Here is a 21,811-nt window from a genome sequence, read left to right as displayed (position 1 = left end):
TCGATGGAAGAATTGCTGCCGTATTACGAGCGCGAATTATCGTTTTTGCGGCGCTATTCGCGCGATTTCGCCGAGCGCTACCCGAAGATCGCGGCGCGTCTCGCGCTCTCCGGCGAGCATTGCGAGGATCCGCACGTCGAGCGGATGATCGAGTCGTTCGCGCTGCTCGGCGCGCGGATCAACAAGAAGCTCGACGACGACTACCCTGAATTCACCGAAGCGCTGCTGGAAGTGCTGTATCCGCACTACCTGCGGCCGTTCCCGTCGTGCTCGATCACGCAGTTCGCGCTCGGCGCGCCGGGCCAGCAGACCGAGCCGGTGGTCATCGAGCGCGGCACCGAGCTGAAGAGCCGCCCGATCCGCGGCGTGCAGTGCCGGTTCCGCACCGCCTACGACGTGACGCTCGCGCCGATCCGCATTTCCGAGGCGCGCTACACGCCGGTCGCGCTCGCGCCGAGCGCGACGGTGCTGCCGCCCAACGCGACCGGCGTGATCTCGATCACGTTCGAATCGCTCGCGGCGCAGCTCGACCTCGGCGCGCTGAAGCTGCCGACGCTTCGCGCGCACCTGCACGGCGAGCAGTCGTTCGTCGCGGCGCTCACCGATTGCCTGTTCGTCAACGTGCTCGCCGCGTACGTCGAGCCGGAGCGCAACGGCCGCTGGACCGCGCTGCGCAAGCTGCCGATCGCGCAGGCGGGCTTCGACGAGCGCGACGCGCTGATCGACTACCCGGCGAAATCGCATCCGGCGTACCGGCTGCTGACCGAGTATTTCGCGTTCCCCGACAAGTTCGACTTCGTCGATTTCGACCTCGCCGCGATCGCGCGCGCGTCGGGCCGCTGCCAGCGCTCGACGCTGCATCTGGTGCTGCAGGACGTGCGCGGCGATTCGCACGTCGCGCGCCTGCTCGAACTGCTGAGCGCGAACCATTTCCGGCTGTTCTGCACGCCGATCGTCAACCTGTTCCGCCAGCACGGCGAGCCGATCCGCATCACGCACCGAGCGGTGTCGTACCCGGTGATCGCCGAGGCGCGCCGCGCGTTCGCATACGAGGTGTATTCGATCGACTCGGTGAAGCTCGTGCGCCAGCAGGCGCACGAGGAATCGGTGATCGAGTTCCGGCCGTTCTATTCGCTGCACCACGGCGAATCGGCGCGGGTCGGCCATTACTGGTTCGCGCGCCGCAACGACTGGGTCGCGCAGAAGAGCCCCGGCTACGAGACCGAGATCTCGATCGTCGACATCGATTTCGAGCCGACGTCGCCGCAGACCGACACGCTGAGCCTCGACCTGACCTGCACGAACCGCGACCTGCCGGCGATGCTGGCGTTCGGGCTCGAGGGCGGCGACCTGTTCCAGGAAGGCGGCGCGCAGACGAGCAGCATCGCGCTGCTGCGCCGCCCGACGCCGAGCGTGCGCTTCGAGCGCGGCCGCTCCGCGCACTGGCGGCTCGTGTCGCATCTGGCGCTCAACCACGTGTCGCTCGTCGATCACGGCCTCGCGCCGCTGAAGGAAATGCTGACGCTGTACGACCTGCGGCGCACCGCGGTGTCGATGCGGCAGATCGACGGGCTGGCGGGCATCGAGCAGCGCGGCGCCGTGCAATGGCTGCCCGGCAAGCCGTTCGCGACCTTCGTGCGCGGCATCGAGATCCGCGTGACGGTCGACGAGGAGCATTTCGTCGGCTCGAGCCTCGCGTCGTTCGTGCGCGTGCTCGACAGCTTCTTCGGGCTGTACGTCCACCTCAACAGTTTCGTTCAACTAGTCGTCGTGTCGAAGCGCACCGGCGAGGAGATCATCCGATGCAAGCCCCGGACCGGCGAATCGATCCTGGCGTAGTCAGTGTGCTGCTCGACGAGCCGCACCGCTTCGAGTTCTTCCAGGCGGTGCGCGTGCTCGAAGGGCTGTTCGCGCGGCAGGCAACCGATGCGCCCGGCGCGTGGCGGCACGGCGACGTCGTCGCGCAGCGCATCGCGTTCCGCAACACGCTGTCGCTCGGTTTTCCGGCGAGCGAGATCGAGCGCCTGCGGTCGTTCGACGACGACGGCGCGCCGCTCGACGCCGACGATGCGCGCGACGCGGCGCTCGCGGCCGGGGAGCTCGGCCGCGTCGAGCTGACGCCCGCGTTCTTCGGGCTGCTCGGCGGGCAGGGCGCGCTGCCGCTGTACTACACCGAGCAGATCGGCGCGCGCGAGTACCTGAAGCGCGACCACGCGGCGCGCGCGTTCTTCGACGTGTTCTCGAACCGCGCGACCGCGCTGTTCTACGCCGCGTGGAAGAAATACCGGCTGCCGTTCCATTACGAGCTCGACCGCGACGAGCGCTACCTGCCGCTCTTGCTCTCGATCGCGGGCGTGACGAGCGACGAGGTGCGCGACAGCCTGCAGGCGGGCGCGGGCGGCGTGCTCGACGAGGCGGTGGCCGGCTATGCGCTGGCCGCGCGGCACCGGCCGATGTCGGCCGCGTACCTGCAGCGCACGCTGTCCGACTACTTCCGCGTGCCGGTGAAGATCGACCAGTTCGTCGGCAAGTGGTACGACGTGCCGGCCGACCAGTTGAGCGTGCTCGGCGAGGTCAACGCGGTGCTCGGCGGGACCGCGCTGGTCGGCGAGCGCGTGTGGCAGCGCGACATGCGCGCGCGGATCGTGGTCGGCCCGCTGGCGAAGCGCGACTACGAGGCGTTCCTGCCCGGCGGCCCGCGGGCGGTCGGCCTCGAACGGATGCTGACGCTGCTCGCGGGCGTCACGCTCGAATACGAGGTGTCGCTCGTGCTGAAGCGCACCGAGGTCGGCCCGAGCCGGCTCGGCGCGGGCGCGCGGCTCGGCTGGGACGCGTTCCTCTGCACCCGCGACGCGCTGCACGACCGCGCGGATGCGCGCTACGAACTGCACGTGATCCACTGAAATACCCGAACACAACAACACGCGACGCAAACGAACCTGAGATCGACGCCATGAGCACGCCCCTGAAGACCCTGATCACGAAACTGAATCCGCTGTGCCGGCAGGCGGCGCAGCACGCCGCGAGCGCGTGCCTCGCGCGCGGCCACTACGAGGTCGATCTGGAGCACCTGTTCCTCGCGCTGCTCGACGAGCCGGCCGGCGACCTGCCGCTGGCGCTGCGCGCGAGCCGCATCGATCCGCACGCGCTGCGCGCGGACCTCGAGCGCGAGCTGACGCGCCTGAAGACCGGCAACACGCGCACGCCGGTGTTCTCCGTGCACCTGATCGCGCTGTTCGAGCAGGCGTGGCTGATCGCGTCGCTCGATTCGCAGCTCGGCCGCATCCGCTCTGGGCATCTGTTGCTCGCGCTGCTGACCGCGCCGGACCTCGCGCAATTCGCGCAGCGGATGTCCGCGCAGTTCGCCGAGATCCGCGTGACGGACCTGAAGCACAAGTTCGACGAGATCACCGCCGGGTCGAGCGAAGCCGAGCCGCGGCAGGCGGAAGCGAGCGACGGCGACGACGCGCCGGCGCTCGACGCGGCGCCCGCAGGCGGCCCGTCGAAGACGCCCGCGCTCGACACCTACACGACCAACCTCACGCAGCGCGCGCGCGACGGCAAGATCGATCCGGTGATCGGCCGCGAGGCGGAGATCCGCCAGGCGATCGACATCCTGATGCGGCGCCGCCAGAACAACCCGATCATGACGGGCGAGGCGGGCGTCGGCAAAACGGCCGTGGTCGAGGGGCTCGCGCTGCGCATCGCCGCCGACGACGTGCCGCCGCCGTTGCGCGGCGTCGCGCTGCACGTGCTCGACATGGGCCTGCTGCAGGCCGGCGCGAGCGTGAAGGGCGAGTTCGAGAACCGGCTGAAGAGCGTGATCGACGAGGTGAAGAAGAGCGCGCATCCGATCATCCTGTTCATCGACGAGGCGCACACGATCATCGGCGCGGGCGGCCAGGCCGGCCAGAACGACGCGGCGAACCTGCTGAAGCCGGCGCTCGCGCGCGGCGAGCTGCGCACGATCGCCGCGACGACGTGGAGCGAATACAAGAAGTACTTCGAGAAGGACGCGGCGCTCGCGCGGCGCTTCCAGGTCGTGAAGGTCGAGGAGCCGAGCGAGCCGCTCGCGGCCGCGATGCTGCGCGGGATGGCGGGCCTGATGGAGACGCACTTCAACGTGCGGATTCTCGACGACGCGATCACCGAGGCCGTGCGCCTGTCGCACCGCTACATCAGCGGCCGTCAGCTGCCGGACAAGGCGATCAGCGTGCTCGACACCGCGTGCGCGAAGGTCGCGCTCGCGCAGAGCGCGACGCCGGCCGCGATCGACGACACCAAGAAGCGCATCGAGCGGATCGACGCGGAGATCGCGTCGCTCGAGCGCGAGGCGGCGGGCGGCGCGTCACACGACGAGCGGCTCGGCGAGCTGCGCGGCGCGCGCGACGCGGCGCTCGAACAGCTCGCGGCGGACGAAGCCCGTTACGAAGGCGAGCGCGCGATCGTCGCCGAGATCACCGAATTGCGCGCGGCGCTCGACCGCGCGCGCGGCCCGTCGGAGGACGGCGAGCCGGTCGACGTGCCGGCCACCCGCGACAAGCTCGCCGAGCGCGTCGCGGCGCTGCATGCGCTGCAGGGCGGCGAGCCGATGGTGCCGCTGCAAGTCGACGGCCACGTGGTGGCCGAGATCGTCGCGTCGTGGACGGGCATCCCGCTTGGCCGGATGGTGAAGGACGAGATCGGCACGGTGCTGAACCTGCATCCGCTGCTCGCTGCGCGCGTGATCGGCCAGGACCACGCGCTGGAGGCGATCGCGCAGCGCGTGCGCACCGCGTCGGCGAGCCTCGAGGACCCGAACAAGCCGCGCGGCGTGTTCATGTTCGTCGGGCCGTCGGGCGTCGGCAAGACCGAAACGGCGCTGGCGCTGGCCGACATCCTGTACGGCGGCGAGCGCAAGATGGTCACGATCAACATGAGCGAGTACCAGGAGGCGCACAGCGTGTCGGGCCTGAAGGGCTCGCCGCCGGGCTACGTCGGCTACGGCGAGGGCGGCGTGCTCACCGAGGCGGTGCGGCGCAATCCGTACTCGGTCGTGCTGCTCGACGAGGTCGAGAAGGCGCACCCGGACGTGCTCGAGATGTTCTTCCAGGTGTTCGACAAGGGCGCGATGGACGACGCGGAAGGGCGCGAGATCGATTTCCGCAACACGCTGATCATCCTGACGTCGAACGTCGGCTCGTCGGCCGTGATGCAGGCCTGCCTGAACAAGCCGGCCGAGGAGCTGCCCGATCCGGACGCGCTCGCCGAAGCGCTGCGCCCGCAGCTGTACAAGACGTTCAAGCCCGCGTTCCTCGGCCGCATGAAGGTCGTGCCGTACTACCCGATCTCCGACGACGTGCTCGCCGAGATCATCGAACTGAAGCTCGACCGCATCCGCCGCCGGATCGACGCGAACCACAAGGCCGTGTTCGAGTGGGACGAGTCGCTGGTCGACGCGGTGCTCGCGCGCTGCACCGAGGTCGATTCGGGCGCCCGCAACGTCGATCACATCCTGAACGGCACGCTGCTGCCGGAGATCGCCGGCCACGTGCTGGGCCGGATCGCCGACGGCGAGGCCATCGCGCGCATCGCGGTGCGCGCGGACGACGCGGGCGCGTTCGAATACACGGTCGAATGAGCGCTCGGACGAGCACCGCGCGAAACCTCATGCATCAACGGATTCACTGAACCATGCCGATCAATCTCCCCGACTTGCTGACGCCGATCAGCGATGCGTCGCCGTGCGGCGACGACCTGCTGTTCTCGAACGATTTCGACGCGATCCAGGAGGCGCGGCGCTTCGACGACCCGTCGCTGGACCAGGGCGAATGGGTGACCGAGATCAAGGAAGCCGACTGGAGCTTCGTCGTCGCGCGCTCGAGCGAGCTGCTGCGCACGCAGACGAAGGACCTGCGGCTGGCCGTGTGGCTGACCGAGGCGCTCGCGCTCGAGGACGGCATCACGGGCCTCACCGACGGCTACGCGTTGCTCGAAGGGCTGTGCCGCCAGTACTGGGACACCGTGCATCCGCTGCCTGAAGGCGACGACACCGAATACCGGCTCGGCAACGTCGCGTGGCTCGCCGGGCGCACCGCCGAGCTGCTGCGCGCGGTGCCGGTGACGGACGGCGCGTCGAACGCGTTCAGCACGCTCGACTGGGAAGTCGCGCAGCACGTCGCGCAGGCGGTGAAGCGCGACCCGGAGCACGCGAACGACATCGCGCGCGGCAAGCCGTCGGTCGAGCAGATCGACGCGTCGCGGCGCGTGACGTCGCTTGCGTTCTATTCGGCGCTGCTCGGGAACCTGAAGGCGTTCGAATTTGCGCTCGACGCGTTCGAGGAGACGCTCGACGCGCGCGCGGGCGATGCGGCGCCGAGCTTCCGCCAGGCGCGCGACGCGTTCGAGACCGTGTACCGGCTCACCGAGCGCTTCGCGCGCGAGCAGGGCTATACGGGCGCGCAGCAGCGGGCGCAGTCGCAAGCGGCGCCCCCGGCGGCGCAGGAGCGCATCGAGCCGAGTTTCGGCGCCCCGCATTACACGGAGGAGACCCACGTGCAGCAGCAGCCCGTTTTGCGTCCGGCACCGCAGATGATCGCCGGCATTCAGAACCGTGCGCAGGCGGTCGACCAGCTGCGCGCGGTCGCCCGCTATTTCCGGCAGACCGAGCCGCACAGCCCGGTTGCGTATCTCGCGGACAAGGCGGCCGAGTGGGCCGACATGCCGCTGCACAAGTGGCTCGAGAGCGTGGTGAAGGACAGCGGGTCGCTGTCGCATATTCATGAGCTGCTGGGGGTGAAGCCGGACGAGTCGTAAGCCCGGGGAGCGTCCGGCGGCGCACGCCGCACGCATCGATGATGCCCCCGGCGTGGCGGTGTACGTGATGAACCGTTCCCGAGAGAGCGGGAGGCAGCGCGGGATTGCGACGAACAAGCAGATGGACGACGTATGAACATCACCGAATTGATTCAGGCGATTCGCGGCGGCCTGATCCAGCAGGATCGTTTGCTGAAGACGGACATTCCGTCGTTGCCGGGCAATGCACTCGTGCCGCGACGGGCCGTGACCCATTCCGAACTGGGCCGCGACTTCAGCGTCACGCTCGACATGGTGTCGACCGCCGGCGATATCGAACTCAAGAAGCTGATCGCCCAGCCGATCACGCTCTGGATTCAGCAGGCGAACAAGTCGTATCTGCCGATCAACGGTTACATTCATACGGCCCGCAGGCTCGGCGCGGATGGCAGCCTGTCGAGCTATCAGCTGACTTTCGCGTCGTGGCTGCACTTCCTCAAATTCCGCAGCGACATGCGGTACTGGCAGGACATGCCTGTCGATGCCATCATCGCGGACGTTTTCAACGCGCATCCGCAGGCCAAAGGGCGGTTCCGGTTTGCGCTGTCGAAGCCGCTGCCTTCGCGCTCCTATTGCCGCCAAAGCGAAACCGACTGGAACTTCGTGCATCGCCTGATGGAAGACGAGGGACTGTTCGGCTTCTGGCGGCATGACGAGGACGGCAGCGCGCACACGCTCGTCGTGACCGACGACCTGTATGCGGTCGACGACATGTCGCCGAAGTCCGTTGGATTCTATCGGGCGGGAACTGGCAGCGAAACCGACGCCTTCACGCAGTGGGCAGGTTCGCGGACCCTGCAGAGCGCGCTGCACACGACGCGCACGTTCGACTACAAGGCGCCCTCCGCACCGTTGAATCCGAAAGGGACGACGTTGCCGACGAAGGCCGATCAAGGCAATCTGCCCGAGCAGGCCGAAGTTTACGAGTACACCGGCGCTTACACGTATCTGGATCAGGATCGCGGCGAGCACCTGTCGAAGATTCGCCTGGAGGAATGGGAATCGCGTGCGAAGCGATTCTTCGGCGTGGGCGGCGTTCGGGGAATCGATGCCGGACGGCGCTTCGTGCTGACCGACCATCCGGAGCATGACCGCGATCCGGACCGCGAACGGGAATTCGCGGCCATCAAGGTCTCGCGGTATATCGAGAACAACCTGCCGCTGTCGGCTCAGGAAGCGGGCTTCCCGCATAGCTTGCAGGACCGGCTGGCACAGGCCAAAGCCGGTTGCGCGGACGAGGCCGCGTTCAGGGTCGCGCATGAGGACGGCTCGGCGGGTTTCTATCTCGTCGAAGTCGAAGCGCAGCGCACGACGGTGCCGTACCGCAGCCCGTTCGAGCACACGAAGCCGGTGATGCAGCTCGAGACGGCGATCGTGGTCGGCCCGAAAGGCGAAGAGGTCTACACGGACGAACTGAACCGGATCAAGGTGATGTTCATCTGGGATCGGCAGAATCCGGGCAACGAACGCGCATCATGCTGGGTGCGCGTCGCGCAGTCGGATACCGGCGGCGGCTACGGGAGCGTACACGTTCCGCGAGTCGGCGAAGAAGTGCTCGTCGGTTATCTCGGCGGGGACTGCGACAGGCCGATCGTCCTGCACCGCATCTACAACGGGGCGGTGAAGCCGCAATGGCATAGCGACGGGATCTTGTCGGGCTACCGATCGAAAGAGTATTCGGGAGCCGGCTATAACGAAATGGTGCTCGACGACGCGACTGGCCAGAACCGCGTGCGCCTGTTCAGCAGCAGCGCGAATTCGCTGCTCCACGTCGGCTACCTGATCGAACAGAACGGCAATACGCGCGGTGCGTATCTCGGCACGGGCTTCGACCTGCGCACGGATGCATACGGCGCGGTGCGTGCCGGGCAGGGGCTTTATGTCACGACGCATCCGAAGCAGTCGAACAGTCAGCCGCTCGACGTCCGCGATACGCAGCAGCAGCTCGTCAATGCCGAGGGGTTGATCGAGGCAATGTCGCAGGCGAGCCAGATGCATCAGGCGGAAAGCCTCGGCGACGGTCACGACGCGCTAAAGGCCTTCACCGGCGCGACGCAGAACAGCGTGCAGGGTTCGTCGTCGGGAGGCAGGACCGCGGGCGGCGGCACAGGCAGCGCGAATGCGTTCAAGGAACCCGTGATGCTGTTCGGCAGTCCGGCGGGCATTGCGCTGTCCACGCAGCAGAGTACGCACGTGGCTGCGGACCAGCACGTCAATCTTGTCAGCGGTCAGAGCATGCATATCGCCAGCGGCAAGTCGCTGGTGGCGAGCGTCAAGCAGAAGCTCAGTCTGTTCGTGCAGAACGCGGGCATGAAGCTCTTTGCCGCAAAGGGCGACGTCGAGATACAGGCGCAGAACGACAACATCGAGATGCTTGCGCAGAAGACCGTCAAGCTGCTGTCGGCGACTGCGACGCTCGAAGGCGTCGCGAAGCAGGAAATCCTGCTGACGTCGGGCGGCGCGTATATCCGGATCAAGGACGGCAACGTCGAGATTCACGCGCCGGGCAAGGTCGACGTGAAGGGGGGCGAGCACGCGTTCAGCGGGCCGACGAGCCTCCACAAGACGTTCAAGATGGAAGGCAAGAAGGCGGATATGCGGATTCGCTACGTCGATGCGGACGGGAATGTGCCGCATGGGGAGCCGATCAAGTTCACGACTGAGGATGGGACCGAGCATAGCGTCGCGCTCGACGCCGAAGGCAAGGCTGAATTGAAGAACATCGATTTTGACGAGTTCGTGGCCAATCAGGTCAAGCGAACGGGAGAGTGATAATGGGCAGGCCACTTGTTCAACATAACGTTTGTATCGATCTGCCGGGGGAGGCGGTCAACTGCAGGGCCGAGACGGAACTGACAGTGCTGTTGCGCAAGCATCGGGACGTGGTGTTCGACGTCAAACTTCACGCCGGCGCGACCTATACCATCACCACGACGCACCCCGATCAACCCAACGGGCGCTTTTATGACACGAAGCGGAAAGTGAATACCGGCCGGACCACGTTCAAGGATGGCGAGCGATGCTGCCTCTGGATCGGCCGTACTTTCGAGGGGAGTCTGATTCTCAAGCAGGGTGAAAAGGTGCTGGGGCACTATCCGATTGCCAAGATGGACTGTACGACGGGTTGTACGGACGATCCGAAGGATAAGCCGGCGCCTTTGTTGATCATCTTGCACGACAGTCAGGCCGGTCAGGCGCTAGCGAAAGACTTGGAGGGGCTTGGCGGGACTCCCGCAGTTGGGCAACATCCCGTGCCTTCGAAGGCGCTTGAACAGTCCCGAGCGGGGCAATCGGGTCTGAAAGACACGGCCCTGGTGGTAAGCAAGACTAAATTTGCATCTGCACCTGTCCCGCGTTCGGAAGCGAAGGCGACCAAGCCCAGAGGAGGTCTGCCAACCATCCATGCATTTAAGGTCACGCAGACCAGCGGTCCGGGTGTTCCAGAGGAGATTTCCGCATTTTTCAAGAGTGGTGCGCGAGTGTTCGACTGGGATCCTACCGGTACGCTTTCGCGGAATTGGATTGTCGGGATGGTCACCGGAGCGGCCGGGATCGGATACGCATGGGATGCATTCGGGCCGAATGGGCCATTGAGGGAATTCTGGAACCGCAAGTTCTTGATGCATAGAAATTCGGCCGGCGAATTTTCTCTGCTGTTCTCGACCTCGGCGAAGGAGCGCAAGCTCCTTGGCTACCTCCTGACTACCTATCAGGCACGGGCACACGACGTTCGCGTCATGACGCTGGCGGCAGGTACGGGCTCTCTATCTGCGCCGTTTCGGGCTGCGTGGGAAGGCGTAAAAGGAGGTTTTAGTTTCAAGACGCTTACGGGCAGGATGTTCTATTTTGCCCTCGCAATGGATACGGCTGCCTGGTGTCACGATTACTGGTTCGAGCCGGTTGGCAGTCCGGCGCATAAAGACTTCGCGGACTTGCTGGCAATTCTGATATCCGATGGGTTGCAGGCCATACTTACGACGATATTCGCAACGATTGCGTATGCCGTAGTCTTGGCGTTCGTCGCAACCGGGACAGCCATCGCCCTTCCAGTCACGGTTATTGCCCTTGGATTGTTGGCGGTGACCTGGGTATTCGGCATAGGTGTCGCCATGGCGTTCAATCATTTTGAAGTGACCAGTGAGCTGACGTCGGTGATCCGGAATCCTCGTGAAGCCATGGAGAAGTTGAACCGATACGTGTCGAATCTCATTCGTGAGGCGGGAAAGCTGCTGGAGCAACAAATTCCCGCTGATTATGGGAATTCATACTCTGGGTCGTCATGGGTAGTATTCCCGATGGAGTGATGTTGTGAATCAAGATGTGCGGGAAGGGCGACTCAATGGAGAAAGTGTGGAAAGAACGAGGATTGACGATAGCCTTAAGATGTCGATGCTTGGTTTTATGATCGGCATTGGTCCTGTTGGTATCTATTGGGTTATGTTCGGAGACGTCGGATCACCATTTCAGTCGTGGAGGATTGCGTTTTCGATTCTGGTTATTTCCTCGCTAGTGTTGTTTGCGAATTATGCTTTCAATCGTCAGTCGAGGCGGCTTGTGTGGGCGGGTATTGCGACATGCATTGGCATGTTCGGGCCGATGTGGTTGATGTTTGGGTCATGGTGCTTTTTCTATTTTGGATTTGCTCCTTTGCCAACTTGGTTGCGATATCTCGGTTTCTCGACATGCCTGTTGATTGTCGCATGGTGGGTATTGCTTTCATGGTGGGGTTATCAACGCGCAACCGCTCGATTCAATTTGACTGAAAAATTCTATATTGAGATGGATGACAGGATTGTCTATCCGGCAGGTGCTTCTGATGCGGAAGCTGCTGAACTTGAGGGACCGGGACGCTCCTGGGTAATTCCGATGTGGGTCATTTCGATACTGGGTCCGGTTGGGGGTGGTTTTGCAATATGGTCTATTCATATAGGCGACAGCAATGGCAGCCTGCACGTGCCGCTCATTTTGTTATCCATGTTTGCACTTCCGGCCACATGCTGGTTGTTCGGTAAGCTGCTTGTGCGAACTTTCTTTTTTCATGTCTACCTCGCTCGGAGACTGGAACGGCAGACCGGCAAAAAAGTTATTCTTGGCCCGTGAACGATAGATCGCCTGTAGTGAGAGACGAGGCTGTCGAGGCAGGCAGCGAGACGCAGCGGCTCGGTATCAACGTGGCAAAGGATTTCGACAGGAGCCATACCGTGAGGCCAGCCTCGACACAACACCAAAGCGGAGCGGAAAAATAGAAAAGACTCGAATCGACGGCCATCTACTGGGCGCAAAGATGTTCGCATGCATCGGGATCGTTCCGGTCGTGTTCTATTGGTTTGCATTTCGCGCATTCGGATCATCCGGATTTCCATGGATGTGTGCGTTGGCAATTGAGATTATCTGCCCAATTTTTGCGTACATGCATTATTTCCTGAATCGACGAGCAAAGCGCCTGGTCTGGGCAGGCGCGTCAGTATGCATCGGTTTTTTTCGTGTGGTTATTGCTGGGATCGTATTGGCTGTTTTATTTCTGTTGGGCGCCGATGCCTTCCACGATTCGCGCAGTCGCACTTCCTGTATGCTTCGCTGCGGCGATAGGATGGGCGTGGCTGACGTGGCATATTTACGGCCGTGAGACGCGGCGGCTTGGATTGACTGAGCGCCTCTTCAGAGTGGAATCAGATCGCATTGTTTACCCGGTCGAGTCGGACACTGTAATCGGCACCGTTGAAAGGCCTGGCGCGTCGATCACCGTTCCATATTGGCTAGTCTCCACCGTGGGGCCGATCCTCATCGGCTATGCGATGCTGTCCGGCCGCGTGTTCGAAAAGACCGGCGGGCCGCATGGGGTGTTCATCATTCTTTCGGCTTTTAGTCTCCCCATTACTTGCTGGCTCGTGAGCAAAATTTTTGTGCGGTTTGCCTATTTTCAAATCTACCTGCCACTCAAACTCGAGCGTGAGACGGGCAAGAAGGTGATCTTTGATCGATGATCGATTACATGCGGTTGGGCGGCATGCGTCGTTATTTCTGACGATGTTGATGTTGTCTGGAGGACCCTCGAAGACTCGGGACGTTGATATTGCAGCGGCCCGAAAGATGTTCGGTCATAGTCCCGGCCGGGCTCTTCGTTTCGTCGATCGCTTCTTTCGGTCCTCGACCCAAGGCAGCATCGAAATGCTTCCCGCACTCACCATCAACCCAATGAGCAGCGAGAACGTACCGAACCCGAGTTCACTTTTCCATGTTCCGGTAACGACAGCTTCATTGCGGCGGGCAATTCCCGGGAACATCGGCGAAACGCGCAGCCCGTCGTTGGCCGCAGCGTCGCAATAGGTTTTTGTCAACGCGGCAATCTGCTCGTGATTGAGCTTGGGGTCCGGCGAGCGTGAATAAACCGGCGCCCCGGTCGGTTGCCACGTCGTGTCATATTCCGCCGACTGTCCTGATCCGTAGCGGAATACCGCGTGGGCTTCCCATGTCACGTCGTGCTTGCCGTACCGCAGGGTCAGGTCGCATCGTTCGACAGCGGCCGATACGCGAGGCCAAGCCTGCGCGCGAAGGAGGACGGCAGAATCGACAACGGAGATCGCGCTCCCCAGCAGGAAGAACGCACCGGTGAGCAAGAGGACGGCCGATCGCAGGCAGCGCAGCGCGAATTTCACGCAAATCCCCAGGGTCTACAAGGCGGTCGCAGCGTCAACCTGACGGCATCGGAAGAGGAAGCCGCCGGCGCAACGCGCAGATCACATCCGACGGCAGCAGGCGGCCCCGCTTTCCGGAACATCGAACTTCGCCTACTGCCCCACCCGGAAATCGATCCGTCGATTCCTCGCCCGCCCATCGGCCGTATCATTCGGCGCGATCGGCTGATCCGGGCCCACGCCCGTCGTCGTCATCTGCTGCGACGCGATCCCCTTCGTGATCAGATAGCCCTTCACCGCATCCGCGCGCGCCTGGCTCAGCGCGATGTTCGACGCGCGGTTGCCCGAATTGTCGGTATGCCCGATGAGATCGACCGTGCGGTTCGGCATCTTCGAGAGCGCCGCGGCCATCTGGTCGAGCACCACCTTGCCTTGCGGCGTGAGCGTCGCGCTGCCGGTCTCGAACTCGATCGTGCGGTTCGCGAGCGTCTGGTCGAGCAGCCCCTGCTCCGACGCCGACACGCGCAGCCCGTTCTTGATCGTGTACGTCGGGTTCAGCGTGTTCGCCATGTCGCTCGCGAGCTGCTGGCGCTGCGCCTCGTTGCGCACCTCGCCCTTCACGTCGATCTGCGTGCCGTTGATCTTCAGCTGTCCCTTGCTGATCTGCTTGAGCTGCGGGCCGATCAGCTTCTGCACGTTCGCGCTCCAGTTCGGCGGCGTCGCGACGTCGCCGATCTCAATCTGGTCGACGACGTTCGCGGCGCCATAGGTGTCGCGCAGCTTCTGCAGCACGGCGGCCTTGGTCGCCTCGTCGGGCACCTTGCCGCCGGCGACGACCTGGCCGGGCGTCGCGTTCGCGGGCGGCGGGGCCTGTGTCGTCGTCGCGGCGGCCGGCGGCGCGGCCGTGCCGGACGTCAGCGGCGCGGGCGCGGCGGTCGCCGGCAGCGCGCTCGTCTGTACGTTGCCGTTGCCGACCGGCGTGACGGTCGCGCCGCTGTTCTGCGCGAAGCTGCTGGCGCCGGCGGCGAGCAGGCCGGCGGCGAGGAGGGCGGCGATGACGGGCGAGAAGCGCGCGCGGCGGACGTGATTCGTGTTGCGCATGCTGTCAGCCTCCGATGAACGCTTCGCGGAACGCGTCGATCGCGAAGCGCAGCGACAGTTGCGGTTGGTCGAGGTAGCTGACGAGCTTGCTGATCTGTTGATCGTTTTGCGCATGGGCGTCGATCCACTCCGGATCGTCGATGTCGATGTTGTGGGCGGCGTAGGTCTGCGGGTCGACGACGCTCAGCAGCGTTTTCGCCGAAGCGCCGTTGAAGCCGATGATGAGCCGTTCGCGTTCGGCGATCGAGCCCATGAAGATCGCGAGCTCGAAGTCGGCCTGCGCGACGAACGGCGCGATCAGTTCGAGCCAGAACGCCGCGACGAGGCTGCGGTAGAACGGGTCGACCGGCAGCGGCAGCGTGAGGCCGCGCTCGATGTGCGACGAGCCGCTCTGCATCACCGGGCGCAGCAGCGAGCCGAGCGCGAGCATCGCGCCGCGCAGCCGCACCGGATGGCCGCTCGCGAGCAGCATCTGCTCGAGGCCGTACAGCGACTGGTGCTCGATGAAATCGTTGAACGTGCCGTCGTGCGCGTTGCCGGGGCCGCTGCCGACCTCGATCGGCACCTGCGTGTCGCCGAGCGCCTGCAGCGCGCCGGGCGGCTCCTCCTTGCCGAGCAGCGGCGGGATCTGCTGCGCGACGCGCGACCACAGCCGCGCGAACGCGAGCGGGCTGCGCGCGAGGAACGCGACGGGCCGCTCGACTTCGAGCGCGGTCGCGCCGAGGAACGGGAAGCGGCGCATCGACACGTCGTGGCTCGCGACCATGTGCCCGGCGATCGCGAGCCGGCTGCGCGAGCCGAGGAACGCGAAATGCATCGGCTGCGCGTCTTCGTAGACGATCTTCCAGCGCGGGTCCTCGGCGAGCAGCTCGAGCGCCTGCGCGATCCAGCGGTCGAGCGTCTGCAGCAACTGCGGGTTGTGCGGGCTTTTGACGAAATCGCCGCGCGACGGGATCTTGCCGAAGTAGGCGATCTGCGCCTGAACGGTTTGCGTCATTGCGCCCCCTGTGCATTCGATGCGGTGGCCGCAACGGCCGCCGCGGCCGGGACTGCACCCGACGCGCCCGCGCCCGGCTGGGCGGTAGCGTTGACGGCCGAGCCCGCGCCGACGTCGGCGACCGACGACGGCAGGCGCAGGCCGCGCAGGCTCTGCTGCTGCGGCTGGTCGCCGCCGCCGCCCGTCGGCTGCGACGTGCTGATGATGCGCATCGTGACCGACACGTTCACGTTGCCCTGCGTCCACGTGAGGTCGAAGGTGCCGTCCGGGCGGCGCTTGCGCTGCGCGGAGTTGATCAGCTTCTCGAGACCGTAGCGGCCCGGCTCGTTGACGAGCTGGATCGTGCGGCCGTCGAAGGTGGTCGCCGACAGCGTCGCGCCCGGCGAGCCCTGCGGGTTCGGCCACACGAAGTTGGTCCACTGCGGCGGCGTGTTGCGGTAGCGCAGCTGCTGGCCGTCGATCGCGACCGTGTACTCGGTCGTGCCGCTGCTCGGCTGCGGCAGGATCTGGAACACGGTCTGCGGTTCCGACGACGCACCGCCGCCGCCGGCGCCCGCCGCGCCGCCGGAGAGCGGCGCGACCCAGCGCGCGAAGCCGTTCGTGAAGTCCGGCGCGAGCGCGAGGCCCATGTCGCCCCAGGTGCGGGCCGCGAGCGTGTCGCCGCGGCGCACCGCGAGGGGCCCGAGCGTCGTGCCGACGAACTTCGCGATCGAGCCGTCCGGACCGAACACCTGCGCGATCTCGCTGGCGCCGGCCTCGACCTTCGCGCTCGCCGCGAACGGGTACTTGGTCGCGAGCGAGCCCTGGAACGGCTGGTAGACCTGCGCGTTCCACACCTTGTTGACTTCCGCGCTGGCGGGCTGGATCACGACCGAGAACGCCTGCATCAGCGGCCGCACCAGCAGCGGGCGCAGCGACTTGCGTTGCGTGTCGGTCAGGCCGGTCAGCATCTGCTCGTCGACGAACTTCAGCGAATCGGCCAGTTCCGAGCCGTTGCCGTCGAGCGTCTGCTGCATCAGCTGGCGCGCGCCCGGGCCCGGGTCGCCCTGGTTCTTGATCACGTTGAAGCGCGTGCGGACCTTCGACAGCGTGTCCATGTAGCCCTTCAGCAGCGACGTGCCCTCATGCGTCGCGACGATCCGCGCGAGGCCGACGAACTCCTGGCCGACCGGGCCCATCGGCACGTCCGCCGGATTGCCGTTGATGTCGATGTTGGCGGCCGTCACCTGGCCCGCCTTCGTGCGCGTGAACAGCTGCTTGAACCAGTTCACGACGCCCGTCTGCGCCTTCTTGATCGTCGCGTTCGCGAGCGACGGGTTGTCCCACGAGGTCTGGTCGTACGCGGTCTCGAGCACCTTGCGGATCGGCGAATCCTGCGGGTCGCCCAGACGGTTCATCCCGTCGACCGCCTGCCCGAAGCTGCTGAAGCCCTGCACGGCGATGCCCTGCATGAACTTCTGCCAGTGCTGCGCGTACTCGGTCTTGTACATGCCGACCAGCGTCTTCTGGATCTGCTCGGGGCTGCCCTCGAGCGTCAGGTCGTCCTGCGTCGACGTGTTCAGCACCCAGTCCTTCGCCTGCAGCTCCTTGGTCGCGGCATCGCGGATCGCCGGCTGCACGTATTCGAACCACGCGTCGCGCGTGAACGTGCCGGGGATCGCGTAGCTGCCGGCGATCAGGCCGCCGTTGCCGTCGCCGACGATGCGCGCGATGGTCATCGGCGCGAAGCGGGTCGACGCGCGCGCCTTGATTTCCTCGTACACGCGCTGGCGGGCCGGCATCCCGCGCACGACGCGGCGCAGGTTCTCGCGGGTCTGGTCGACGAGCGAGAGGTTCGCTTCGATCATCGGCCAGTCGTTGTCGTTCACGCGCGCGAGGTAGAACGAGATCATGCGCTCGGCGCTCCGGATCATCTCGTCGCGCGGCATGTTGCCGCGATTCGTCTCCAGCCAGCCGCGCCAGAAGCGCGCGACCTGGTCGGTCAGGTGCGCCTGCTCGACGTGGCGCTTGTCGGACAGCATCAGGTAGGTCTTCAGCGCGTTGTACGCGTCCTGCACGTTGGTCGGCGACGCGTCGCTGTACAGGCCGCCCTGCGGGGCTGCGGCCGGCTGCGCGGCGGCGGCCTGCGGTGCGGCCCCGGCCGGGCTGGTCGACACCGGGATGGCGCCGCCCTGCACCGCGCCGGACTCCGGCGGGCGCGTCATCGGCACGAGCTGGTCCGGATGCGCGTTCACGTCCTTCAGGAACGACGCGAGGTTCTGCGACACCGGGCTCAGCAGGATCTGCCGCACGCCGTTGTAGTACTCGGTCAGCAGGTGCTGCTCGAGGCGGTCGCCCTGGTAGAGGCCGAGCGACACCGACACCGGCTTGTCGCGGCGGAACTGCTCGAGCTGCTCGATGCGGTCCTCGAGGATGTCCATCGCCTGCAGGCGCGACTGCAGGTCGTTGCGGCCCTGCTGCATGCGCGAGACGTTGTCGAGGTCGGCCTGCACGTTCGCGACCAGCTGCTGGTTGCCGATCGTCGACCAGGTCCAGCCGCCGAGCGCGAGCGCGAGCGCCGCGACGAAGCCGAAGAAGGTCGCGTAGCGCAGGCGCGTCTTGGTCGGGCTCGCGAACTGGCGCACCGTCTGGCGGTCCGCGAAGACCACCTTCGAGAACAGGTCGCGCAGGAAGAAGCCGTTCTTCGAGAACGCGCTGTGCGGCTTCGGCAGCGCGCTCGCGTCGAGGCCGAAGCGGTGCGCGATGCGCTGCGCGGCGGCGCTGCTGGTCTCGCCTTCCTGCAGCGCGCTGGTGAAGTAGAAGCCGCGGAAGATCGGCTTGTACTGGAACGGGTTGTTCTCGAACAGCGTCGCGAGGAACGCGCGCAGCGCCGGCTTGATCGTCGAGAACTCGAGCGGGAAGCTCAGCTGGCCCGGCGACGCCAGGTTGCCGCGCGACAGCGACAGCTGCGCGACGCTGATCTCCTTCAGCCCGTCGTACAGCTCCTCGAAGCGCTCGTCGAACAGCGCGACGACGTCGCGCTTCTCGTCCGGCTCGTAGGGCAGGGTGGCGCCCCACACGCGGTCGTATTCGTGCTTGTCGCTGCTGCTGAAGAATTCGGTGAAGCCGGTGATCAGGTCGGCCTTGGTGAACATCACGTAGACCGGCGCGAACACTTCGAGCTTCTCGGTCAGCTCCTGCACGCGCTGGCGCAGGTTTTTCGCGAGGTTGATCGCGAATTCGGGGCGGTTGCCGGTGAGTTCGGCGATGCTCGCGGTGACGATGATGCCGTTGATCGGAGCCTTCGGGCGGTAGCGCTTGAGCAGGCCGAGGAAGCCGAGCCACTCGCTGCGGTCTTCCTCGTGCACCGAGTAGCGGCCCGCGGTGTCGAGCAGGATGCCTTCGGTCGTGAAGAACCAGTCGCAGTTGCGGGTGCCGCCGATGCCGTGGATCACCGCGCTGTTCTTGTCCGCGAACGGGAACTGCAGGCCGGAATTGATCACCGCGCTGCTCTTGCCCGCGGCCGGGTTGCCGATCACGATGTACCACGGCAGCTCGTACAGCGCGGAGCCGCCGGACACCTGGCCGATCTTCGAGGTCTTGATCGTCTTCACCGCGTCGGACAGGCGCGTGCGCAGCACGTCGAGGTCGGCCGTCTTCGCGTCCGTCGCGGCCGCGGCGGCGGCCGGCGCGGCGATCTTGCCGGTTTCCGCCTGCTCCTCGAGCATCTCGCCGAGCTGGCGGTTCGCGCGCTTCACGCGCCAGCGGCGCCACAACGCGACGCCGAGCCACAGCGCGAGGATCGCCGCGAAGGCGAGCGCCGCCCACAGGAGCGGCAGCTGCAGCGTATCGGCGGCGATGAAGAGGATCGCCGCGAGCGCGACGATCCCGACGATCGAGAGCGTACGCGGGTGAGTCAGCACGTTGAGGATGCGTTGCATAGGACGTTCAGGTTCCGGTGCGATTCGATGAGGCGACGCAGGCGCGTCGAGCGGCAAGGGTGGCGCCGCGACGTGTCGCCATGCTGTCAAACGGGGTGAAGGAGGCCGGCATCAATGCGTCCGCGGCATCGGAGAAGGCGCGCGCATTAACGAAAGGACGCTGTGAGATTTAAAACGGGACCGGCGGCCCGAGAAAATCGCGCACCGGAATGCACGACTGCTTGCACAGCCCATATCGTTTCCTGCCGGGATATTAAAAAGCCCCATGCCGCCCTCATTATTTCCTGTCCGGCAGCCCTGGCTAGCTGCCGCGTCCCAGCTTAAAACCGGGTTTATGGTATTCAACGTGCCCCAGATCCATCATTTTCCAGCGTCCGCCCCAGGTCAGGCCGACCTGTTCGGCGGTCTGTCCGTATAACTGGTAGCCGCGCATCGCCCACGGATCTTTCTCGGAAATGACCAGCTTGCCGTCGCGCAGGAACGCGTTGTCGGACGCCAGCCCGAATTGGTGATAACTCTGGAACGCCGCCGCATTGGTCACGCTGCTGCCCATTTGCGCCAGCCGGTTTTGCCGTTCCGGGCTCCGGTAACCTTCCAGCAATGCCATTTCGTAACCGTGCTGCTCGCGCATGATCTTGTAGACCAGCAGCAAGCGCGTGCGGAAATCCGGGTCCAGCAGGTTCCAGTCGCGGCTGGCGTCTTTCAGCGCCGGCCGCACCTGCTCGACTTCCTTGGTGGCAAAGACTTCCGGCGGCAACGGCGGGGGCGGCACGAGCTGCTCGCCCTCCAGCAGGGCGGCGATCTTCTCGTCAGGCGCGCGCGCCGTGTCGTCGAATTGGAATAATTGCCGGCCGCGCAACGCAATGGCGACCAATGGCGGCGTCGCAAGAATACCTGTCGACACCATAATCAGCAAGCGTCGCCGGACAAGTAAATTTTGCACATCGTTTAAAGCACCCCGGGTAACGCTTGCCGATTTAACAATCTGACTGCGGGTGCGACTGGCGCGATCGCTCGCACGGCGCGTGAGACGGCCGTGAAACTGGGCGACCGATTCAAAAACGGTGGCCCGGACGCCGGGTAAAAGCAGCAGCGCCGCGATGGCGACTGCAAGGGCGAAATAGGCGACGAGTGCGACGGCAATCAACGAAATCCCCGGAAATTGGAATTGATTGTGTTTTGCAATGCTTGCTCTTAGAATCAGGCCTGCTCTGAGAGGCCGGGCTATATTATCGCGGCGAATTAAACCAGGATTCAATGAGACACTGAATGAGTGCGCCGGACAATTCGAATTCAAAAACTCCGCCCAGCCTGCTGTCCGACACGAAACAGGCCGACGGGTCCCAGCAGTCGCGGATTCTCGCGGACCTGGAGGGACGCGTCGCACCGCAGCCCGAACCGCCGCGCCGTTCGCTGAAGGCGCCGATCGCAGCCGTCGTCGCGCTCGTGGTCGCGGTCGGCGGCTGGGGCGCGTGGCGCATGCAGCAGGCGGACGATACCACCACGGCAGTGGCTGCCGCACCTGTGGCACCCGCCGCGCCTGCCGCGCCGGTGCCGGCGAAGGCCGCGCCCGCCAGCGCCGTTGCGCCGCAGGTAGCGCATGCCGCGAGCGCGCCGCAGCCCGCCACGATCGTCAACGACGACGCAGCTTCCCGAACCGTTGCATCCGCATCGTCCGCGCCCGCCGCGGACAACGGCCGCCTGTCGCGCGCGCTCGCGAGCGGCGCCGATGATGCGTCGGGCGCCGCTGCGTCGGGTGCCGCTGCGTCGGGCGTCGCCGCGCCGGCCGCGGCAACCAAAGCCGACGTCGCGAAGGGCGCGAAACCGGCGGCCAAGGCGACCTCGGCCGCCACGGTCGCCGCCCGCAGCAAGACCGACGCCGCGCGCGCGAAGGCCGACGCAAAAGCCGAAGCAAAGGCCGAGGCCAAAAAGCGTCGCAAGGAGCAGCAGGCCGAAGTCGCGCAGGCGAAGAAGCGTCGCGACGCGTCGACGCGCACGGCGAGTGCAAAGGACGATCCGGATGCGGACCTGCTCGCGGCGCTTGTCGCGCGCACGAAGCCGGCCGACAAGAAACCCGCGGCGACGGCCGCGCAGGCTGCGCCGACCAAGACCTCCGCGACGGCGGGTGGCGCGACGCTCGCCGCGCGCGTGAAGGAGTGTTCGGAACGCGGCTTCTTCGAGGATCAGCTGTGCCGGTGGCGCGTGTGCGACGGCCACTGGGGCGCGGACCCCGCGTGCCCGTCCGCCGCGCAGTCGCAGAACCGCCAGTAAGCCGCCCCCGTTGCCGATGCTTGCGCCGCCCGCCGGGCGGCGCGTTGCTTTCG

General features: G+C 65.6%; 14 protein-coding genes. 9 read left to right on the top strand and 5 right to left on the bottom strand.

Annotated features, from left to right (window positions below):
- Positions 1–3: 3 nt before the first annotated feature.
- The 8 genes from tssF to HWX31_RS32735 all read left to right on the top strand — a co-directional run bounded on the left by tssF (position 4) and on the right by HWX31_RS32735 (position 12,818).
- A complete protein-coding gene (tssF, locus tag HWX31_RS32770) occupies positions 4–1,839 on the top strand; it encodes a type VI secretion system baseplate subunit TssF (protein ID WP_174959497.1) in 1,836 nt (611 codons plus the stop codon).
- The gene (tssG, locus tag HWX31_RS32765) at positions 1,803–2,903 is read left to right on the top strand and encodes a type VI secretion system baseplate subunit TssG (RefSeq protein WP_174959499.1); all 1,101 of its coding nucleotides are present in this window, start codon (positions 1,803–1,805) and stop codon (positions 2,901–2,903) included. Before tssF ends, tssG begins: the two co-directional genes overlap by 37 nt.
- 50 nt (positions 2,904–2,953) lie before the next feature.
- The gene (gene tssH / locus HWX31_RS32760; protein ID WP_174959501.1) at positions 2,954–5,620 is read left to right on the top strand and encodes a type VI secretion system ATPase TssH; all 2,667 of its coding nucleotides are present in this window, start codon (positions 2,954–2,956) and stop codon (positions 5,618–5,620) included.
- Positions 5,621–5,673: 53 nt separating this feature from the next.
- Positions 5,674–6,795, top strand: a complete 1,122-nt coding sequence (gene tssA / locus HWX31_RS32755; protein WP_174959503.1) for a type VI secretion system protein TssA — start codon at positions 5,674–5,676, stop codon at positions 6,793–6,795.
- Positions 6,796–6,927: 132 nt separating this feature from the next.
- Positions 6,928–9,606: a type VI secretion system Vgr family protein gene (locus HWX31_RS32750; protein ID WP_174959505.1), complete on the top strand. Its 2,679-nt coding sequence runs from the start codon at positions 6,928–6,930 to the stop codon at positions 9,604–9,606.
- Between the two features lie 2 nt (positions 9,607–9,608).
- A complete protein-coding gene (locus HWX31_RS32745; protein WP_174959507.1) occupies positions 9,609–11,138 on the top strand; it encodes a hypothetical protein in 1,530 nt (509 codons plus the stop codon).
- 4 nt (positions 11,139–11,142) lie between these two features.
- Complete coding sequence (locus HWX31_RS32740; protein ID WP_174959509.1) at positions 11,143–11,934, top strand: hypothetical protein; 792 nt, start codon at positions 11,143–11,145, stop codon at positions 11,932–11,934.
- A 383-nt stretch (positions 11,935–12,317) separates the two neighbouring features.
- Positions 12,318–12,818: a hypothetical protein gene (locus HWX31_RS32735; RefSeq protein WP_244143905.1), complete on the top strand. Its 501-nt coding sequence runs from the start codon at positions 12,318–12,320 to the stop codon at positions 12,816–12,818.
- A gap of 114 nt (positions 12,819–12,932) precedes the next feature.
- Here the strand turns inward: HWX31_RS32735 and HWX31_RS32730 are convergent, their stop codons facing one another.
- The 5 genes from HWX31_RS32730 to HWX31_RS32710 form a co-directional block, all read right to left on the bottom strand.
- On the bottom strand, positions 12,933–13,490 hold the full coding sequence (locus tag HWX31_RS32730; RefSeq protein WP_174959511.1) for a DUF3592 domain-containing protein: 558 nt from the start codon (positions 13,488–13,490) through the stop codon (positions 12,933–12,935).
- A gap of 132 nt (positions 13,491–13,622) precedes the next feature.
- On the bottom strand, positions 13,623–14,570 hold the full coding sequence (locus HWX31_RS32725; RefSeq protein WP_174959513.1) for an OmpA family protein: 948 nt from the start codon (positions 14,568–14,570) through the stop codon (positions 13,623–13,625).
- 4 nt (positions 14,571–14,574) lie between these two features.
- Positions 14,575–15,567: a type VI secretion system-associated protein TagF gene (tagF, locus tag HWX31_RS32720; protein WP_042582994.1), complete on the bottom strand. Its 993-nt coding sequence runs from the start codon at positions 15,565–15,567 to the stop codon at positions 14,575–14,577.
- The gene (tssM, locus tag HWX31_RS32715; RefSeq protein WP_174959515.1) at positions 15,564–19,487 is read right to left on the bottom strand and encodes a type VI secretion system membrane subunit TssM; all 3,924 of its coding nucleotides are present in this window, start codon (positions 19,485–19,487) and stop codon (positions 15,564–15,566) included. The genes tagF and tssM overlap by 4 nt, the downstream gene beginning before the upstream one ends.
- Before the next feature lie 301 nt (positions 19,488–19,788).
- Positions 19,789–20,634, bottom strand: a complete 846-nt coding sequence (locus tag HWX31_RS32710; protein WP_010092851.1) for a M15 family metallopeptidase — start codon at positions 20,632–20,634, stop codon at positions 19,789–19,791.
- Between the two features lie 122 nt (positions 20,635–20,756).
- On the opposite strand from HWX31_RS32710, the gene HWX31_RS32705 reads away from it, so the two are divergent.
- A complete protein-coding gene (locus tag HWX31_RS32705; RefSeq protein ID WP_174959517.1) occupies positions 20,757–21,758 on the top strand; it encodes a phage tail protein in 1,002 nt (333 codons plus the stop codon).
- Positions 21,759–21,811: the final 53 nt, after the last annotated feature.

Origin of the sequence: Burkholderia ubonensis (genome assembly GCF_902833085.1) — a bacterium.
Lineage (GTDB): Bacteria > Pseudomonadota > Gammaproteobacteria > Burkholderiales > Burkholderiaceae > Burkholderia > Burkholderia ubonensis.
This window is presented reverse-complemented; position numbering and strand designations above follow the sequence as displayed.

Excerpts from the sequence above, each read along its gene's own strand:
- HWX31_RS32725 (WP_174959513.1), bottom strand. The coding sequence starts at position 14,570 with ATGCGCAACACGAATCACGTCCGCCGCGCGCGCTTCTCGCCCGTCATC.
- HWX31_RS32750 (WP_174959505.1), top strand. The coding sequence starts at position 6,928 with ATGAACATCACCGAATTGATTCAGGCGATTCGCGGCGGCCTGATCCAG.
- tssA (WP_174959503.1), top strand. The coding sequence starts at position 5,674 with ATGCCGATCAATCTCCCCGACTTGCTGACGCCGATCAGCGATGCGTCG.
- tssM (WP_174959515.1), bottom strand. The coding sequence starts at position 19,487 with ATGCAACGCATCCTCAACGTGCTGACTCACCCGCGTACGCTCTCGATC.
- tagF (WP_042582994.1), bottom strand. The coding sequence starts at position 15,567 with ATGACGCAAACCGTTCAGGCGCAGATCGCCTACTTCGGCAAGATCCCG.
- tssH (WP_174959501.1), top strand. The coding sequence starts at position 2,954 with ATGAGCACGCCCCTGAAGACCCTGATCACGAAACTGAATCCGCTGTGC.
- tssF (WP_174959497.1), top strand. The coding sequence starts at position 4 with ATGGAAGAATTGCTGCCGTATTACGAGCGCGAATTATCGTTTTTGCGG.
- HWX31_RS32745 (WP_174959507.1), top strand. The coding sequence starts at position 9,609 with ATGGGCAGGCCACTTGTTCAACATAACGTTTGTATCGATCTGCCGGGG.
- tssG (WP_174959499.1), top strand. The coding sequence starts at position 1,803 with ATGCAAGCCCCGGACCGGCGAATCGATCCTGGCGTAGTCAGTGTGCTG.
- HWX31_RS32705 (WP_174959517.1), top strand. The coding sequence starts at position 20,757 with ATGAGTGCGCCGGACAATTCGAATTCAAAAACTCCGCCCAGCCTGCTG.